The organism is Pseudomonas sp. PSB11 (assembly GCF_014596605.1).
Classification (GTDB): Bacteria; Pseudomonadota; Gammaproteobacteria; order Pseudomonadales; family Pseudomonadaceae; genus Aquipseudomonas; species Aquipseudomonas umsongensis.
Window position 1 is genome coordinate 1 of the sequence record NZ_NOIO01000026.1, and the last position, 17794, is coordinate 17794.

General features: G+C 60.9%; 14 protein-coding genes. 9 read left to right on the forward strand and 5 right to left on the reverse strand.

Annotated elements, in window-relative coordinates:
* From CGA21_RS23740 to CGA21_RS23780, 9 genes are all read left to right on the forward strand, one after another.
* On the forward strand, positions 1-129 hold a 129-nt coding region (locus CGA21_RS23740), incomplete at its 5' end, for an aldehyde dehydrogenase family protein (RefSeq protein WP_073664670.1).
* Positions 130-372: 243 nt separating this feature from the next.
* The gene (gene eat / locus CGA21_RS23745; RefSeq protein WP_110755075.1) at positions 373-1743 is read left to right on the forward strand and encodes an ethanolamine permease; all 1371 of its coding nucleotides are present in this window, start codon (positions 373-375) and stop codon (positions 1741-1743) included.
* A 168-nt stretch (positions 1744-1911) separates the two neighbouring features.
* Positions 1912-3306, forward strand: a complete 1395-nt coding sequence (locus CGA21_RS23750; protein ID WP_110755074.1) for an ethanolamine ammonia-lyase subunit EutB — start codon at positions 1912-1914, stop codon at positions 3304-3306.
* A complete protein-coding gene (gene eutC, locus CGA21_RS23755) occupies positions 3303-4139 on the forward strand; it encodes an ethanolamine ammonia-lyase subunit EutC (protein ID WP_411157087.1) in 837 nt (278 codons plus the stop codon). The genes CGA21_RS23750 and eutC overlap by 4 nt, the downstream gene beginning before the upstream one ends.
* A 116-nt stretch (positions 4140-4255) precedes the next feature.
* Positions 4256-4717 (forward strand): GNAT family N-acetyltransferase, encoded by a 462-nt coding sequence (locus tag CGA21_RS23760; protein WP_110755072.1) that lies wholly within the window; start codon positions 4256-4258, stop codon positions 4715-4717.
* Positions 4718-4920: 203 nt separating this feature from the next.
* Entirely contained in the window at positions 4921-5577 is a 657-nt protein-coding gene (locus CGA21_RS23765) for a DedA family protein (RefSeq protein ID WP_188265173.1), read from the forward strand.
* A 4-nt stretch (positions 5578-5581) separates the two neighbouring features.
* Positions 5582-6394: a zinc-dependent peptidase gene (locus CGA21_RS23770; protein ID WP_188265174.1), complete on the forward strand. Its 813-nt coding sequence runs from the start codon at positions 5582-5584 to the stop codon at positions 6392-6394.
* Positions 6395-6507: 113 nt separating this feature from the next.
* Positions 6508-7035 carry an inorganic diphosphatase gene (ppa, locus tag CGA21_RS23775; RefSeq protein ID WP_020796295.1) on the forward strand — a complete coding sequence of 176 codons (528 nt, stop codon included), beginning with the start codon at positions 6508-6510 and terminating at the stop codon, positions 7033-7035.
* Between the two features lie 228 nt (positions 7036-7263).
* Positions 7264-8010, forward strand: a complete 747-nt coding sequence (locus CGA21_RS23780) for a helix-turn-helix transcriptional regulator (protein ID WP_110755069.1) — start codon at positions 7264-7266, stop codon at positions 8008-8010.
* Between the two features lie 386 nt (positions 8011-8396).
* Here CGA21_RS23780 and CGA21_RS23785 read toward each other — a convergent pair whose 3' ends face one another.
* The 5 genes from CGA21_RS23785 to CGA21_RS23805 are packed head-to-tail and all read right to left on the reverse strand — an operon-like array spanning position 8397 to position 17761.
* Positions 8397-9209, reverse strand: coding sequence for a YfaP family protein (locus CGA21_RS23785; protein ID WP_188265175.1), 813 nt, complete (start codon positions 9207-9209; stop codon positions 8397-8399).
* 3 nt (positions 9210-9212) lie between these two features.
* Positions 9213-10844: a DUF2300 domain-containing protein gene (locus tag CGA21_RS23790; RefSeq protein ID WP_188265176.1), complete on the reverse strand. Its 1632-nt coding sequence runs from the start codon at positions 10842-10844 to the stop codon at positions 9213-9215.
* A 1-nt stretch (position 10845) separates the two neighbouring features.
* Positions 10846-15402, reverse strand: a complete 4557-nt coding sequence (locus tag CGA21_RS23795) for an alpha-2-macroglobulin family protein (RefSeq protein ID WP_188265177.1) — start codon at positions 15400-15402, stop codon at positions 10846-10848.
* Complete coding sequence (locus CGA21_RS23800; RefSeq protein ID WP_110755065.1) at positions 15399-16049, reverse strand: DUF1175 domain-containing protein; 651 nt, start codon at positions 16047-16049, stop codon at positions 15399-15401. The genes CGA21_RS23795 and CGA21_RS23800 overlap by 4 nt, the downstream gene beginning before the upstream one ends.
* Positions 16034-17761, reverse strand: coding sequence for a DUF2138 domain-containing protein (locus CGA21_RS23805; protein WP_188265178.1), 1728 nt, complete (start codon positions 17759-17761; stop codon positions 16034-16036). Before CGA21_RS23805 ends, CGA21_RS23800 begins: the two co-directional genes overlap by 16 nt.
* Positions 17762-17794: the final 33 nt, after the last annotated feature.

The window sequence follows — 17794 nt, forward strand, 5'->3', positions numbered from 1 at the left end:
CATGCCGCGTTCGGTGGCTACAAGAAGTCCGGCGTCGGCCGTGAAACCCACAAGATGATGCTCGACCACTATCAGCAGACCAAGAACCTGCTGGTGAGCTACGACATCAATCCGCTGGGCTTCTTCTAAAAACCAGGGCGGCGCGGGATTTCCGTGCCGTCCTTCCCACCGCCTTCGCGAGCAGGCTCGCTCCCACAGGGGTTTTGTGGGGCCGACCCCGCTCACTGTGGGAGCGAGCCTGCTCGCGAAGGCGTCCCTAATAACCGCGTACAACTGCCTTTGGCCGCTCTGGCACGGCCTTTGCGTGCCCGCAATCCGCCCAAACGCAGCACCCGAAAGTCCAATGAAGATCAAAAAGGCCAGCGAGGACTTATGACAACTACCACACAGCTCAAACCCACACTCGGCACCCTGCATTTATGGGGCATTGCCGTTGGCCTGGTGATCTCCGGCGAATACTTCGGCTGGAGTTACGGCTGGGGCACCGCCGGGACCCTGGGGTTCCTCGTCACCGCCCTGATGGTGGCAACGATGTACACCTGCTTCATCTTCAGTTTCACCGAATTGACCACGGCGATTCCCCATGCCGGCGGGCCGTTTGCCTACAGTCGGCGAGCCTTCGGTGAAAAAGGCGGATTGATCGCCGGCATCGCCACCCTGATCGAATTCGTATTTGCGCCGCCAGCCATCGCCATGGCCATCGGTGCCTATCTGAACGTGCAATACCCGGAACTGGACCCGAAAATCGCCGCCGTCGGCGCCTACTTCGTGTTCATGACCCTCAATATTCTCGGCGTCAGCATCGCCGCCACCTTCGAACTGGTGGTGACCGTGCTGGCGGTCGCCGAACTGCTGGTGTTCATGGGCGTGGTCGCGCCAGGGTTCAGTTTCAGCAATTTCGTGCTCAATGGCTGGTCTGGCTCCAGTGAATTCACTATCGCGTCCATTCCCGGCATTTTCGCCGCCATTCCCTTCGCGATCTGGTTCTTTCTAGCCATTGAAGGCGCCGCCATGGCCGCCGAGGAAGCCAAGGACCCGAAACGTACGATTCCCCGGGCATACGTCAGCGGCATCCTGACCCTGGTGTTCCTGGCCATCGGCACAATGGTAATGGCCGGCGGCGTCGGCGACTGGCGTCAACTGGCAAACATCAACGACCCGCTACCCCAGGCCATGAAAGCGGTAGTCGGCAACAATTCGACCTGGATGCACATGCTGGTCTGGATCGGCCTGTTTGGCCTGGTGGCGAGTTTCCACGGAATCATTCTCGGCTACTCCCGGCAGTTCTTCGCCCTGGCCCGCGCCGGTTACCTGCCGCGCAGCCTGGCCAAGCTTTCGCGCTTCCAGACCCCGCACCGGGCGATCCTGGCCGGTGGCGTCATCGGCATTGCAGCCATCTACAGCGATGGCCTGGTCAACCTGCAAGGCATGTCGCTGACGGCGGCGATGATCACCATGTCGGTATTTGGTGCCATCGTCATGTACATCATCAGTATGCTGAGCCTGTTCAAATTGCGTAAAACCGAGCCGAACCTCGAGCGCACCTTCCGCGCACCGGGTTATCCGGTCGTACCGGGGATTGCGCTGTTCCTGGCGCTGGTGTGCCTGGTCGCGATGGCGTGGTTCAACACCTTGATCGGCCTGATCTTCCTTGGCTTCATGGCGGCCGGCTACCTGTATTTCCAATTGACCGCGCGGCAACGCTCCGAAGCACCAGCTGACGCTATGCTCGAAGGTATCTAGCAGCCCGGCAACGCCCTATCAAGGTGCACACCACGCCCCTGTAGGAGCTGTCGAGTGCAACGAGGATGCGATCTTTAAAGGCAAGATCAAAAGATCGCAGCCTCGTTGCACTCGACGGCTCCTACAAAGGATAAGCAGTGAATTTGAGTTATTTGGAGGACACCGCCCATGGCCGTTTATGCCCATTCCGTCGGCGCCCAGACCTATCGCTTTGAAAACCTCAAGGAAGTGATGGCCAAGGCCACCCCGGCACGCTCCGGTGACTACCTGGCTGGCGTCGCCGCCCTCAATGACGGCGAGCGCGTCGCTGCGCAGATGGTGCTGGCCGACATCCCGCTGAGCCACTTCCTGCAGGAAGTCCTGATTCCCTATGAGACCGATGAAGTCACCCGCCTGATCATCGACACCCACGATAAACAGGCTTTCGCAGTGGTCAGCCATCTCACCGTCGGTGGTTTTCGCGACTGGCTGCTCAGCGACGCCGCCGACGAACAGGTCCTGCGCGCCCTCGCCCCGGGCCTGACCCCGGAAATGGCGGCTGCCGTGTCGAAGATCATGCGCGTACAGGACCTGGTGCTGGTCGCGCAGAAGATCCGGGTCGTTACGCAGTTCCGCGGCACCTTGGGCCTGCGCGGTCGCCTGTCTACCCGCCTGCAACCCAACCACCCGACTGACGAACCGGCCGGCATTGCCGCGAGCATCCTCGATGGCCTGCTGCACGGAAACGGTGATGCCATGATCGGCATCAACCCGGCCACCGACAGCATCGCCTCGATCTGCGCCATGCTGGAAATGCTCGATGCGATCATCCAACGCTACGAAATCCCGACCCAGGCGTGTGTGCTGACCCATGTCACCACCTCGATCGAAGCGGTCAATCGCGGCGTACCCCTGGACCTGGTATTCCAGTCGATCGCTGGCACCGAGGCGGCCAACGCCAGCTTCGGCATCAATCTCAATGTGCTCAAGGAAGGGTACGACGCCGGCTTGAGCCTCAACCGCGGCACGCTCGGCAAGAACCTGATGTATTTCGAAACCGGCCAGGGCAGCGCCCTGTCGGCCAATGCCCACCACGGCGTCGACCAACAAACCTGCGAAACCAGGGCTTACGCCGTGGCCCGCCATTTCAAGCCGTTCCTGGTGAACACCGTAGTCGGGTTCATCGGCCCCGAATACCTCTACAACGGCAAGCAGATCATCCGCGCCGGTCTCGAAGACCACTTCTGCGGCAAGCTACTGGGCGTGCCGATGGGCTGCGACATCTGTTACACCAACCATGCCGAGGCAGACCAGGATGATATGGACACCCTGTTGACCCTGCTCGGGGTCGCCGGGATCAACTTCATCATGGGCATCCCCGGTTCCGACGACATCATGCTCAACTACCAGACCACGTCGTTCCACGATGCGTTGTACGCCCGCCAGACGCTGGGACTCAAGCCTGCGCCGGAGTTCGAGCAATGGCTGGCGAAAATGGGCATTTTCACGCAACCGGACGGCAAGGTCCTCTTCGGTAACAGCCTGCCGCCGGCCTTCCGCCAGGCCTTGGCGCAATTGGGATGAGTGTCGATATGGAAAAACCACCTTTTGATCCGCACAACCCGTGGCTGGAACTGCGACGCCTGACCCCAGCACGCATTGCCCTGGGCCGCACCGGCACCAGCCTGCCGACCCGTGCACAACTGGACTTCCAGTTTGCCCACGCCCAGGCGCGAGACGCGGTGCACTTGCCGTTTGACCATGTCGCCCTCAGCGAGCAATTGGCCGAATGCGGTCGCGACAGCTTGTTGCTGCATAGCGCTGCAACCGATCGCAACAGTTATCTGCAACGCCCCGATCTGGGGCGAAAATTGAGCGTGGAGTCGGTAAAAAAACTGCGCGAATACGCCGCCGCCAATCCTGCCGGGGTCGATCTTGCCATCGTAGTGGCCGACGGTTTGTCGGCATTGGCCGTGCATCGCCATACCCTGCCGTTCCTGGCGCGCTTTGCCGAGCAGAGTTCGGCCGATGGATGGTCAATGGCACCGGTGCTGCTGGTGGAACAGGGGCGGGTCGCGGTAGCCGACGAAATCGGCGAACTGTTGGGTGCAAAAATGACTGTGATCCTGATCGGCGAACGCCCTGGCCTGAGCTCTCCAGACAGCCTGGGATTATATTTCACCTATAATCCGAAGGTCGGCCTGACCGACGCCTATCGCAATTGCATCTCGAATGTGCGCCTTGAAGGCCTGACTTACGGCATGGCGGCACACCGTTTGCTGTATTTGATGCGCGAGGCATGCCGGCGACAGCTATCGGGCGTCAACCTGAAGGACGAAGCGCAGGTGCAAACGCTGGAGTCAGACGCAGGAGCGGACATTAAAGGAAATTTCCTACTGGATTCGCCGCAAACCTGAACCGCTTCCGCATTGCACTTTCCAATCCTTTTCAGGCAGGATCGATGCACGGCTGCCAGTGAGTACCCTTTGCCGCCAAAGCACGTGAAGACAGCCACTTGAAGACGAGAACTACCATGCGGATTATTCAAGCGACCCTCGAACACCTGGATCTGCTCACCCCATTGTTCGTCAAATATCGCGAGTTTTATGGCTCCCTGGCGTACCCGGACTCGTCCCGGGCGTTCCTCGAGAAACGCCTGCGGCGCAAGGAATCGGTGATCTACCTGGCACTGTCCGATGACGACAGCAACAAACTGTTGGGCTTCTGTCAGCTGTACCCCAGCTTTTCTTCGCTTTCGCTCAAACGCGTTTGGATCCTAAACGACATCTACGTCGCCGAAGACGCCCGCCGCCAGTTGGTCGCCGACAACCTGATCCGCACGGCGAAGAAAATGGCCAAGGAAACCAACGCGGTGCGCATGCGCGTGTCCACCAGCAGCAACAACGAAGTGGCGCAGAAAACCTACGAATCCATCGGATTCAAGGAAGACACCGAGTTCAAGAACTACATATTGCCGATCAGCGACGAGTTGTAAGGAAAAAAGATCGCAGCGTTCGGCCGAAGGCTGCGATCTGGTTCTCGCAGAAATCCCCTGCTACAAACGCCACACGCTTTTCACTTCCCAGCCCGTATAATTCCGTTCTTTCCGGCTTGTAAGAAAAACTACCTCCTGTCTGTAGTCTTACGCGAAGTCATCCGCAGGCCTGCCGAACCGGGCCGTTACCACAGGTGCCGTCCATGGATTTCAACCCGCTCGATCTCGTCCTGCATCTCGATGTCTACCTCGATTTGCTGGTCAACAACTACGGGCCATGGATCTACGCCATTCTCTTCCTGGTGATCTTCTGTGAAACCGGCCTGGTGGTCATGCCTTTCCTGCCGGGCGATTCGCTACTGTTCATCGCTGGCGCCGTCGCGGCCGGTGGCGGCATGGACCCGGTTTTGCTGGGCGGCTTGCTGATGCTCGCGGCGATCCTCGGTGACAGCACCAACTACATCATCGGACGAACGGCGGGCGAACGATTGTTCAGCAACCCGAACTCGAAGATCTTCCGGCGCGACTACCTGCAACAAACCCACGACTTCTATGACAAGCACGGCGGCAAAACCGTGACCTTGGCGCGTTTCCTGCCGATCATCCGCACCTTTGCCCCTTTCGTCGCCGGCGTCGCGAAAATGCCTTACCCACGCTTCTTCGCCTTCAGTGTGCTGGGCACGGTGCTCTGGGTCGGTGGCCTGGTCACTCTGGGTTACTTCTTCGGCAACGTACCCTTCATCAAATCGAACCTGTCGCTGCTGGTGGTCGGCATCATCCTGCTGTCGCTGGTGCCGATGATCATTGGTGTCGTGCGCAGCCGTTTTGGCAGCTCGAACTCCAAAACCGCATCGCGCTGACAGAATGTGGTCCATTGCCGCCTGGCGACGTCGACGCATCCTGGCCAGGCACCCGATAGCCGACGACATGTGGCAGCGGGTGCGTCATCACCTGAGTTTCCTGGATGGCATCAGCGCCGCCGAGGACCAGTGGCTGCGTGAAGCCTGCGTACTGTTTCTGCAAGACAAACACCTGACCGCCCTGCCCGGTGTCGAACTGCATCAGGAACAACGCCTGCTGCTCGCCGCCCAGGCGCAACTGCCATTGCTGCATCTGGGCGACCTGAACTGGTATCAGGGTTTTCACGAAATCGTGCTCTACCCCGACGACTTCCTCAGTCCCCAGCGCCATCGCGACGCCAGTGGGGTCGAGCACGAATGGGACGCCGAGCACAGCGGTGAAGCCTGGCAGCAAGGGCCGATCATCCTGGCCTGGCCCGGTGTCATGGCCAGCGGCGGCTGGGAGGGCTACAACCTGGTGATCCACGAACTGGCGCACAAGCTCGACATGCTCAATGGCGATGCCAACGGCTTGCCCCCGCTGCACACGAACATGCGCATCAGCGACTGGGCCAGGATCATGCAAGAGGCCTACGACGACCTCGACCGCCAACTGGAGCGCAATCCAGACGCCGAGACCGCCATTGATCCGTATGCCGCCGAAAACCCGGCCGAGTTTTTCGCTGTCACCAGCGAATATTTCTTCAGTGCCCCTGATTTGCTGCACGAGGCTTATCCACAGGTCTACGAGCAACTCAAGCTGTTCTATCGCCAGGACCCGCTGGCGAGGCTGCGGCAACTTCTGGCCGAGAACCCGGTCTATCAGGCACACGACTAAGGTCTACACGACCTCTGGTACGTGGCGTCGCCGTAGGAATATGCCTATAATCGCCGCCACTTTTTGGTCAATCCGGCCAAGTATTTCTGGTCAACTAACGGGGGCAACGCCCAATGAGCTACAGCAAGATTCCGGCTGGCAAAGACCTGCCGAACGACATCTACGTCGCGATCGAGATTCCGGCCAACCACGCGCCGATCAAATACGAAATCGACAAAGACAGCGATTGCCTGTTCGTTGACCGTTTCATGGCCACCCCTATGTTCTACCCGGCCAACTACGGTTACATCCCGAACACCCTGGCAGACGACGGTGACCCCCTCGACGTGCTGGTCGTAACCCCTTACCCGGTTGCTCCAGGTTCGGTGATCCGCGCTCGCCCAGTCGGCATCCTGAACATGACCGACGATGGCGGCGGCGATGCCAAAGTGATCGCGGTTCCACACGACAAGCTGTCCCAGCTTTACGTCGACGTGAAGGAATACACCGACCTGCCTCCACTGCTGATCCAGCAGATCGAGCACTTCTTCGCGAACTACAAAGATCTCGAAAAAGGCAAATGGGTGAAGATCGAAGGCTGGGACGGCGCAGACGCCGCCCGTGCTGCGATCACCCAGTCGGTTGCCAACTATAAAGGCTAAGAGCAGCTGCAGGCTTTGAGCCATCAGTTTCAAGAAGAACCCCGGTGATCCGGGGTTTTTTTTGGGCACCTGTAAAGCCGATTTAAACTATTCGTTTAACGCTTTAGGCTCTCAGGTTGCCCTGTTTATTTTTTACCCAACACGTCTCACATCAAGTCGTAAATTTCACGCGAAATTTGAACGGGACGTTTATTCAAACCCCCGACCGGCGCCAGTAGACTTCCGGTCATGAAAAAGAACACTAGCGGCCCTCGGTTTAAAGCGCTCCTTGAAGCAGCGAACATCACGACGACAGGATTCGCCGAATTCCTGGATACGGCTCCGCAAAATGTACACAACTGGTACAGCCGCGGCGTGCCCGCCCATTGCATGGAAGAAGTCGCCAGAAAACTTTCGGTCAACAGCGACTGGCTGAAAACCGGCGAAGGCTCGAAAGACGCCAGGCACTTGCGCCTGCTCGACGACTCCGGCAACCCCTTCGACGCCCAGGCGATCCGAGGTGTCTACACCGTAGTCGAACCTATCGACATCGAATTGCCGTTCTACAAGGAAGTCATCACGGCCCCCGGCTCCAACAAGACCCACGTCGTCGAAGACCGCGAACAATGCCTGCGCCTGCCCCGCAGCCACCTCGACGCTTTGGAAATTAATCACACCGACGCCATCGGTGCCGCGATGATCGGCAACAGCATGGCCGAGAAAATCGATGACGGCTCCACCCTGGCGATCGATCGCGGGCTGACCCAGATTGTCGATGGCGAAATCTACGCAATCGAACATGACGGCATGCTGCGCATCAAATACCTGCACCGACTGCCGGGCAACTCCCTGCGCTTGCGCAGCCATAACCGCGCAGATTACCCCGATGAAATCTTCAGGCCGGCGCAAATCGAAGAGCAGAACATCAGGGTACTGGGCTGGGTATTCTGGTGGTCAACCCTGAACAAACGCCGGCCACCGATACCGTTCCTGTAACAACAAGGCGTATCTCGCGGACACCACAGGTATTGCGCACCACCGTAGGAGCGAGGCTTGCCCGCGAACGCGCCAGTCAATTCGCCGAAACCCTGCTCCACCCCCTGACTGAGCTCCCCAGAAACGCCCTCTCACACACCAAGCTGGGAATTTCACAAAAAAATCAGTATGCTGCGCCCCACATTTGCGCATCGACCCGCCAAGCGGCCCTGATCGCACCGACAAGGCAGATGACTTTCTCGCCAAGTCCCACAGCCGGACGCAAGATCCGGGTGTACGTTTTGAAGGCTGGCGCGGTTTACCAAAAATGAACCAAGCCAGTCCCCGAGAAGCCGGCCACAAGCCGGCTTTTTAATGCCCGTAATAATGTCATCCGCCAGTCTCTCTCACGGATAATTAAACGACTTAACCAACGTCAACTCCCCCACCGCCCGCATCGGCACCAAAAACGTCTCCATCTTCTCACTCGGCGTCCCCTCCTCCGTAATCACCGTCACCTGCGCCGTCGTCAACGGCTGAACCGCATCCTCCTGCCCTTCCTCGTCGCTGCGATAGCCACCGCCAAAGTAATTCACATACACCAGATACTGCCCCTTGATCGGCGCGGGCATGGCGAAGATTTCCGGGCCGTAGCCGGTGGTGACGTCGACATCGAGTGCGGCGCCGTTGGCCACGGCGCGGTCGCCGTACCAGATGTGGGCGCCGTCGGGGGTGATCAGGTGCAGGTCAAGGTCGGTGCCGTCGCTGTCCCAGGCCAGTAGCACGCGCAGTTTGGCTGGAGTCGCTCCACCACTGGCGTTGAGGAATTGCACGCGGCGGCGTTGCTGGCCGTCGGGGCTGCGGACTTCAACGCTGTTGCTGCCATTGGGGAATGAGAACGGCCGATCGAAGCCGCCCGCGGGATCGATTTTCAGCGGCATGCTGACACCGTTGACGATCAGCCGTCCGGGCTCGCCGTTCTTCGGCGCGACTTTGATCTGACCTTTGATACGTGCGGTGTTTGCCTGTCCCGCCGGGGTGTTCACCGATGACGCCGGGTAGTTGACGACCTGCCGAAAATTTTCGCCTTCCCCTTCGGCGGCGCCGGTTCGCCAGCCGCCAGAGGGGGTGTCGAGTTTGACGCTGTCGGCGGCGGTTGCCGGCGATAGCACGGCAAACGCGCAGAGCAGCAGCAAGACCTGTGGATAACGATCAGTCATGGCCTATTCCAGCAAGAGGTGGCGGGCGAGCGCTTCGATGTAGGTTTCATCCTGGCCGTTCGGGTGCGCTTCGAAGGCCAGGTGCAGGTATTCGTGGGTCAAGTCGAGGCGGTCCTGCAGCGAGAGCACGCCGCGCGCGTAGATGCGCTGGCGTTCACGGTCGACGAAGGGACGGCCGAAGGCCAGGCGGCATACGGCGAAGGTGCTGACTTCGTTGTAGCCGGCTTCGCTTTCAAGACGGGGGCGCCAGCCGCGGCGTTGCTTTTGCAGCCAGTCTTGCGCGGCGGGTAGCGATTCGCAGGAGGCAACAGGGTTGTCCCAGCGGCTGAGGCTGGCGCGCGGGTAGGCGTGGAGCAGGATGGCGTCGTAGCGCTGGCCGGCGTTGGCTTGGTCCACGGCAAGTTGCCAGGACAATCTGTCGAGGCCTGGCTGATTGGAGTGGTAGGTCACGGTGCCGCCGGCGAGCACCAGGTCACTGGTCCAGGCGGCGATGCTGCGTGCCTGTGCCGTGGCGGGGCGTGGGGCGACGCGTTGGCGCTGGCTGCTGTCGTCGATGCTCAGGCAATCACCGCGGCGCGTGGCGTTTTGCAGCAGGTAGGTGCGAATGGCCACGGCCAAGGCCTTGGCGGCCTCGGCGGGTTCCGCACTGGCTTCACGCTGCAAGACTCGGGCGACGTACTCTTCGCGATCGAGGCGGGCGACCAGTTTTGGTGAAGGGCTGTCGTTGAGTAAAAACAGGTCGCCGTCACTGTGGATATCCAGTTGGTTGCCGTTGACGAACTCGACCCGGTAATCGCCCCGCAACAGGCCGGACGACATGACACGCTCACCTGACATGACCCGCTGCAGTGGATAGCGGGAGAACAGATCGACCTCGACACACTGGCCGCTGTCCACCGCCCAGGACGTCGGCAGCACCACGGACAACGCCTGGGCGTAATCGCGCAGAACCCGCTGACTGGTTCCGCGCCCTCCCGCCCAGATCGGCGTGCCATCCGTCGTCCAACCGGCGAATCCACCCTGACGCGACGCAGTATCCCGGTCCCCGAACCAGCTCCAGGTCTTCACCCGCAAGCGACTGCCGAGCTCGCCCACGACGTTGCCATCCGCCGCGTTCAATAGCACATCCAGCAATACCCGACGCGCCTGGCCCTGCGCCGGCATCAGCGCCAACATGCTCAACAATTCCACCACCGAAACCCGGGTGGCTGGCTGCAAGGATGGCAAGTCCAGCAGCCACTCCGGCGCCTGACGAGCCTGCCAATACGCTCGCCAACCAGAAACATCGATACCCAATCGCGCCGGCTCGAAATACAGCCCGCAGGATTTCACCAACGCCTGATCCCGCTCGATCCTGCCACCGGTGGTGCAACAATAGACGTCTTCCTTCGACTGCCCGCGACACTCGTACGCCGGCTCACGCGCGCCGGTGTCCACCAGCCATCCGTACACGAACAGCTTCCAGACACTGCCCAAGGGCGTTTGCAGACTGGTGGACAACGGTTCACGCGACAGCAGTTGCGTGCGGCTAACCGTCAGCAACTGATCCTTGAAAGCCAGGCGCAAGGGCTCTTCCTGCGCACTGGCCAGCGCGGGAATCAGACACAGCAGCAACCAGACCCAAGGCCGACGCATATCAGTGAACCGTCACCTGACCGAGCGCCGGTTTTTGCTCCTGAGCCTGATGCTGTGGCGCGTACACCTGGGTAAAACGCGCCGGGGGCAGGCTGAACTGGCCTTTCTGCGAGAAGCGCACCAGGTGACGCAGACGCAGTTCGCCACTCAAGGCATCCACCGGCACTGCATAGGCCATTTGTCCGGGCTCGAAACGGGCCTTCTCCAGCGCCGAAGGTTCGGTCCCGGCCTTGCCCATGAGCTTGATGCCCCAGGTCGTGCGTTCGACATCCGCACCCGGTGGCAGCGGTACTTCGAGCAGGCCGTAACGCAAGGGTCTGGCGGCTTTGCTGGTCAGGATCACTTCGTCCAGATACAGGTTGTCGCTGGACAAGGGAGCATTGCCGACCGGCTGCAGCTTGAAGGTGAAGGCTTCATCGCCCGGCACCAGTCGCGACAGGCGACGGGTAATGGTCACAGGCAGCGGATCGACCGCTGGCTGTTTGCTCTGGAAGCTCAGCGCGGCGCTCAATGGACGCTCCTGCGCACCGCTCAGCGACAAGACGCCGGGGACCTGTGCGCCTTGCCATGCCCAATAGACTTCACCCGTCGCGCCCTGCTCCTGCTTCCAGCCGTCACCCGGTTTCAAGGTCACAGCCGGCGCGGCCTGTTCGATGCTGCGTTGCAACCAGGTCAGCGCCAACGCACGTTCCAGGGTGGATTGCTGTGGCAGTAAACGCAGCAACAACGCTTGCGCATGCGCCTGATCGAAAGGTTGCAGCGATGCATTCAGCGCCTCGGCAAATGGCTCGGAGCTGGTGGCCAGTCGCTGCTGTGCGTCAGTCAATTGCCGCTTGAATGCGGCTGGCAGAGCGACCTTCGATTGCCCGGCCAGCGAGGCGGTCAAAGCCCGCGCAGCAGCCAGGCCCAGCGCCGAATCCGGATCAGTCATGACCAGGCTATCGCCAGCCACGTCCATGACGTTTGCGGCACTGCCCTCACCGGCGCGGATCAGGTCTTCCATCAAGCCGCTGAGCAAGGTGTCGACCGGCAATTGCATCTGTCTGGCGAACGACAGGATCAGCGCCCGTTGCAACAGCGGCGTGTTCTTCGCCTGTTTCGCGTATACCTCCAACACTCGCTGCCAGTGCTCTGGCGGTAGGTTCAGCGCCATTACCCGGCTGGCATGCCAGTCGGCGTAATACGCGTAGGCGGTGAGAAACGCGTCCGGCTCGCCGTCCAGGCCCCACCAGGTGAAGCTCGCCGAAGGGCCGGCCATCTGCACCAGGCGCAGGCGGCTATTCTGCATGATCAAGCGCAAGCGATCGCGGACCTGCGGGTTCGACGATAAGGCTGGATAGGCGATGCTCAACGGCAGCAATTGACTGGCGGTCTGTTCGACGCCGCCGTACGGATAGCCCAGCAGATCATCGAGGGCAGCACGGAACAGTGCTTGCGGGCTGTCGTCCAGACGCAGACGGATATCCGTTGCATCCGCCGGTGGGTTCAGCGGCGTATCCGCGCCAACTACGTCCAGGCGTTGGCTTTGCGTGACTTGCCAGCCTTCGCCGGTTGCGCTCAGGCGCACGGCCAAGGCATCGACGGTTTTACCGTCCTGCACAAGTTCCGCGCTCCACTCGCCATTGACCAGCCCGAATGCCGGCAGCGGTATGTAGTTGATGCCGCTGTCGAGCGTGACGGGAACCCGCTGTTCGCTGCCCGCGTAATGAATCACCAGCTCGGCCTTGACCTGGTTTTGCGCCTGGCTGAAAGCAAACACCCCGAGATCCGGTTTGTCGCCGGCGCGGAACCGGGTCGGCCCGCTCCACTTCAGGTACAGCGGTTTCTCCGAGCGCACGAACTGCTTCTTCTGCCCGACCTGGCCGTCATCGGCGATGGCCCGGGCGGTGATGCGCCAGCGGGTCAACGAGTCCGGCATCTTGAAGGTGAAACGGACCTTGCCACTGGCATCGGTCACAAGCTCCGGTTGCCAGGCGGCAGTGTCGACGTCTTCGCGACGCGGGCGCTCCAGCACCTTGACGCCCCGCTCGCTGCGGTTGGCTTTGCCCGGTGCGCCAGGGCTGCCAGGCAGCGCGACGTCGTAACTGATGAACGACAGGCTGGCGCTGGTGCGCACATTGTTGCGGCGCGGATGGTAGAAGAACTGGTCGATGGACGGCGCGATTTCCGGCTGCAAGGCATAGACCATTTCGTCGACCACACTGACCGTCAGATGCGCCGGAATCGGCTTGCCGGCGAACTGCGTGCTCAGGTCGACCGACACGGTTTCACCGGGTCGGTAGGTCTCTTTGTCAGTGGCGATGGCCACGTCGATCTGCGGCGTAATCACCTTGATCCCGGCGTTCTGGAAGCTGTACTGGCCGCCCTTGGTGTATAGCACCGAAAAGGTCAGGTTCGGCGCGAAGCTGTCCTGCACCGCAATGCGTGCGCGGTATTGGGTGTCGCTGAGTTTTTCCAGCTTCAGCCAGTCGCCGCCCTTGGACAGCAGCCCCGTGGCCTCGACCTTGTCGCGCTCCAGGGACAGCAGCGCATCGCTGATCGGCTCGGGAAAAGTAATCAGCGCCAGCGCTTCATCGCCAGCCTTGTACTCGGGTTTGTCGAGGACGATTTCCACGGTTCCCGGCACCGCCTTGACGCCCTCGCCGGTGACAGAATGGCCGGTGGCACCGAGGGTGCGACCATGGTCATCCTTGAGCGAGAGGTTGTAAGTACCGGGACGCTCGAAGGCCAGGCTGAAGCCCTTGTCGGTTGCCGCGAGCTTGCCCTCGCCGGTGCCTTGATCCTCCAGGCGTACCCAGCCGTAGCTGGCAGGCGTGACCGCTGCGCTCTGCTCGCCTTGATTGACGTAGCTGAACGCAACCTTGTCGCCCACCGCACTGAAGCGCTGCGGCGCACTCAGGCGAAAATTCGCCGCCCCGCGGTCGATGAGGATTTCCTTGGTGGTCTTGACCCGATACGCCGCGCCATCGCTGGCGAACACGGTGAGCATGTAGCGACTCGGTTTCTCGGCGGCCGGCAAATCGACAACGGCATTACCCTTGGCGTCGGTGGTCAGTTCGGTGCTGGTCAGCTCCACCGGGAATTGCCCCAGGTATTGCAGCTCGTTGTCGACCATCGACAATTGCTGGGCGCGCAGGCTCAGGGTCAGCTTGGCATTGACCACCGGCTTGCCGTCCGGATAGAGCAGCACCAGGTTGCCCTTGACCGGTTCGCCGGTGCGGTAATCCTGCCTGGCCAGGTTCAGGGAAATTTCGAAGTGCGGCTTGATGTATTCAGCGACGCGAAAAGCGCTGCTGTAGGCCTGATCCTTATAGTTGAAACGCAACTCGTACCCACCGGCGACAGCATTGTCGGGCAACTGGAAGCGGCCTTGGGTACCGGCCTTGGAGTCGAGCTTCAAGGCCAGGGATTGCAGCGCCGTCCCGGTCGCATCCAATACGGTCACGTTAACGTCGGCTGCGACGGGCTGCACCGAATCCCGGGCGTTCTTGAACTCGCGCCCGACGATTTTCAGCGACACCCAATCGCCGGGTCGGTACAGCGGGCGATCGGTGAAGGCAAAGAGTTTGGTGTCGTAGATTTCGCTGTCGTAGTAGAAGTTTTCCGAGACGAAAACGCCGCCCTCTTCATCCTCGCCAATCACGAACGAGCGCTCGGGGCTGACGTGTTTCAGGCGCAGCAAACCATCGGCATCGGTTGCACCGCTGCTCATCACACCCAGGCCATCGGTCCACAGCACGTTGACCTTGGGCACCGAACTGCCTTCGTGTTTACGCGCAGCCCACACCAGCAGTTCATCCCCGGCAATCTTGCTGACCGCCACGGTGTTAGAGACGAACACCATGGTGGTCGCGCGGTACTTGCCGATCAGCGCCTCCACCAGATACAGGCCTGGTTTCAAGTTGCCCAATGGGATGTAGACGTTGCCCGGCGCCACACTGACGAACTCGCTGGAAGACCCGGCGAGGTTCACGCCTTCGGGCGGCTGGATGGGTTTGGCTTGCCACAGCGGATAACGAAACTGACTGACCACCGGCAGCCCTGGAATCAGGGCGAATTGTGGCTGCGCGTCGTAGGGTGTTGGCGCAGCCATGGCGCTACCCATCTTCAGTTCCGGTACTTCCTCGGTGACTTGTTTACGCGACTCGTAGGAGAACGCCCGCTGCATGACCCGACGAGATTTGCGGTACCAGTTGTCCCACAAGTAAGCGAGCGTATTCGACAGGCCTTCGCCCTTGAACTGGCCGTCACTGACGACCCGGTGCAGGTTCTTCTGGCGCTTGAGGAAGTCCAGCGGCTTGTCGATGCGGTACACCCGAATGTCGGCGCCGCCATAGGGTTCCATGCGCAAGCGACGGTAGTCGCGACCCGGCGCTTCAAGACGGACCATCGCCTGTTCGTCGCTGGCAAAACTGCTGTCGGCCAGCAGGAAAAAACTTTCACCGGCCACCGTTGTGTAGCCGCTGGGTTCGACAGCGTCCTGGGCGTTGACCGTCGAAAATGGCAGCACCAAAGCCAACAGCAGAGGCAGAAAACGCAACATGCGCGCACCCATCATTGGGAGAGAAAATTCAGTCGATAGACGCCGATGAAGTTGGGGTTGGCTGCATCGGGTATCCATCGGGTGTCCTTCCATGTCATGAGTTGTTGCAGGCTTGCCGAACGCATGCCGTTGTCGGTGGGAGTAGTGGTGCCAGTGTGATAGGCGATGTATCGGCCCATCCAGATCATCAGGTGCTGGTCGTCGCCCTGGTCGAAAAACATCAGGTCGCCGGGACGCGCCTGTGCGACATCGCGGCCAACCAGCTGGCTGTTGAACTGGATGAGCTTGATCGCGTTGACGTAGGGTCCGACCTTGCCACCACCTTGCTGCCATTGCTGGGCCAGCCCGCGCTGAGCCGCACTCAACTCCAGTTCCGGCGGCAGGTAGCGGTTGGACAGGCCATTGCTGCGCAGCCATTTATCGTCATGGACTTTCAGCGCTTCGTTGGCGGCAAAACGCACCAGACCTGCGCAGTCCTGCTGGTACCAACGCGGGCTCGGCCCCCGACTCAGCTGTTCCTGGGCGATGCGCACGAACCAGGCGCGGAACACCTGGGATTGCTGCGGATCAAGCGCCGGTGTTTCGATCGCCCCGGCGCCTGCGCTCAACAGCAGAGCGAGCAGGCCGAGGCTGCGGATCAGTAAGTTCACAGGGCTGTCCATTGCAGCGGCAGCCATTGCCAGTGGCCATCGGGTTCGGTGCCCTCGGGCAGGGTCAGGGCGTACTTGCCGTATCCGCCGAGCTTGCGCAATTTGGGGATCAGGTAGGTTTGCGCCGCGTTGTAGAACACCGGTTCCATGTCTTGCGGCAGGCTGTCGAGGGTTTCACGCTGCATCAACTGCGCCATGGCGTCCGGGCCGAAGTACACCGGCATCAGCAGGTCCTTGGGCACCACGTCGGCCATCGGCGGGAAGCGCTTGTCGAGGGTGCCAAGGGCCTTGTCCAGCAGTTTGTCATCGAGGGAAAACAACAGCGTCGAACCGTGGCGCGCCAGGCTGACGGTCATGAAAGCCTGGCCGGTAATCGCATCGGGATTCGCGGCATCCTTGGCCGCATACGGACCGAAACGGGAACTGACCTGCCGCTGCCACTGGCGGTTGTCACCTTGCTGTTTCTCAATCACCGGGAACACATGCTCATCGACCTTGCCTTCATAGGCGCCGACCATCGAGCCGAACAGCCTGCCCAGTTCGCCATCGAGGCTGGCACTGTCTTCATCCTTGAGGCTGGCCACCAGCAGTGGTGTGTACAGCCGCGAATCGGCGTACCAGCACAGGCCCGCCGCACCGGCCATGTGCTCGGTCAACGCCTGGGCCGCAGTCTCGTCAGCACCGAGCTTGAGCAGCAGCGGCTTCTGTTGCTCGGCAGCCAGCGGCACCGCCACGCAAGCGCTGGCGCCCATCGGCATGGCTTGCCAGATCGGCTTGAAATCAAAGTCCGGCTGGTCGTCCAGTTCATCCATGGCCAGGAAGCTGTGCCAGCCCTTGTCATCCATGTCGAAGCGCAACCCGGCGAAATTCGGGATGAAGCGCTGATACCCCATGGCGAGCACGCTGGCATTCACCGACAGTCGCTGCTTCACTTCTGGCGCGCGGGGTTGCAAGCCAAACGCTTCGGGGAACAGTTTGTCGCCGTTGAGCAGCGCGGCGATGGCTTGGGTCGAGACACTGCCCGGCTCCTGCGTCGCTCCACTTTGCGGATCGTAGAGTTTGGTTGGGTTCGACAGCACCACCAGTTTGTCGCCATGGGAGGCAAACAGCAGCGCCTTGCTGGCGTTGTAGCTGAGCTGATAAAGCGCCACGTCGTCGTTGCCGACTTTCACGTCTGCGAGTTTGCTCAACTGCGAATCATCCAGCGCCACTTTGGCAATCGGCTCCAGCACCTTGGCCAGGCCACCGCGATCCATCACTAGCAGGAAATCCTTGAGCCGGCCATCCGCACCGCGCCACAACGCAACGTCCGCCGGTTGATCGAACAGTTGCTCGATCAGCGTGTCCTGCAACTTCAGCTCATGCTCGTAGATGATCCGCCGCAAGCTGCCGATCAGCCCGAGGCGATCGGCGTGGTTTTGGTAATAGAAGACGAAATCTTCGGTCAGGGTTTCCTTGAGGAACGGCACCGCCAGCAGGTCCCTGGGCAACTGGCTCAGGGAGTGGGTCTCGAGCAAGCCATCGGGACGGCTCATGCCGAGTTTTTCCGCCGCCAGTTGCGGGGCCGGGGCTTTGCTTTTCAGCATCAACCAGCCCATGCCAGCAGCCACGCCCACGACCAGACACAGCCCGATCACAATGGCCCGGACATTTTTTCCTGCCCAATAGCGGGACGGCTTGGGGCCAGGTGTTTCAGCGGCCGGGGAAACAGTGTCATCGCTCATTTCACAAAACCCGAATTCATCCGTGGAGCGGGA